This window comes from Streptomyces sp. DSM 15324 (assembly GCF_001514285.1).
In the GTDB taxonomy this organism is placed as follows: Bacteria; Actinomycetota; Actinomycetes; order Streptomycetales; family Streptomycetaceae; genus Streptomyces.
Genome location: NZ_KQ949061.1, coordinates 1 through 1,138, shown reverse-complemented (window position 1 = coordinate 1,138; position 1,138 = coordinate 1). Strand labels below are relative to the sequence as shown.

General features: G+C 69.5%; 1 protein-coding gene and 1 pseudogene. Both read right to left on the bottom strand.

Translation table 11 applies throughout. The features are described from left to right. Nucleotides 1-863, bottom strand: an 863-nt coding sequence (locus tag AQJ58_RS40145) for an ABC transporter permease (protein ID WP_159056434.1), incomplete at its 3' end; no start/stop codon positions are given. Then, nucleotides 863-1,138, bottom strand: a pseudogene (locus AQJ58_RS40140) (glycine/betaine ABC transporter ATP-binding protein); the annotation flags it as partial. The pseudogene AQJ58_RS40140 and the gene AQJ58_RS40145, both read right to left, overlap by 1 nt.

Below are 1,138 nucleotides of genomic sequence, written 5' to 3'. Positions count from 1 at the left end.
GCGGCCATGATGGTCTGGTTGACGCCCATCACCACGGTCCGCTTGGACATCGGGAGCAGGACCTTCAGCAGGGCCTGCCTGCGGGTGGCACCCAGGGAGTCGGCCGCCTCGACCGTCGTCGTCGGCACGGAGCGGATCGCGTGCGCGGTGATGCGGATCGCCGGGGGCGCGGCGTAGATGAGTGTCGCGATGGCCGCGGAGGCGCCGCCGATCAGGAAGAACAGGGTCAGCGGGGCCAGGTAGACGAAGGTCGGCATCGTCTGCATGAAGTCCAGGAACGGGGTCACGGCCCGGTTGAACCGGTCCGACAGCCCCGCCCACACCCCCAGCGGGATCGCGAACAGCAAGGCGACCAGGACCGCCGAGAGGGTCAGGGCCAGGGTGTCCATGCTCTCCTGCCACAGCCCCTGCAACCCCATGAACGTGAACCCGGCCACCGCCAGCAGCGCCACCCGCCAGTTCCCCACCGCCCACGAGACATACCCGGCGACGCCCACGACCCCCAGCCAGCCGATCTGCGGCACCGGCCGGGCACCGGACGGCTGCGAGATCAGATCCCGGACGAAGGTCACCAGGCCGTCGATCACCAGCCGGATCTCGTTGAAGAAATACAGGAACAGCGGACTGGAATTGCGGTTCGCGCCGATGGAGTCGTTGACGTCGTTGAACCAGCGGTGCAGACCCGTCAGATCGGCCGCGGCCAGGGTCAGGGTCTGCCTGCCCCGCAGGACCGCGAAGAGCAGCAGCCAGACCAGCAGGATCGCACCGAGCACCATGGGCCGGCTGAGCTTGAACGCCCTCCTGGCCGGAGCGGTCGGCAGCGGGGACCCGGTCTCTTGGGGTTTTTCGATGGCGACGGTCATCACCTGCCGCCTTCCTGCCCCGCGACGACCGCGAGGATCTCCTCGTCCCCCACGATCCCGAGCAGCTTGCCGTCCTCGACGACCTTCACCGGCTTCTCCGCCGCCAGCACCGCCCGCGTGGCCTCCCGCACCACCACGTCCGGACCCAGCTCCGGCCCGTCCAGCGCGTCACCGTCCACCGGCGCCCGCATGATCCACCGCAACGTCAGCACATCACCGCGCGGCACGTCCTTCACGAACTCCCGCACATAGTCGTCCGCCGGCGCCCCCACCAG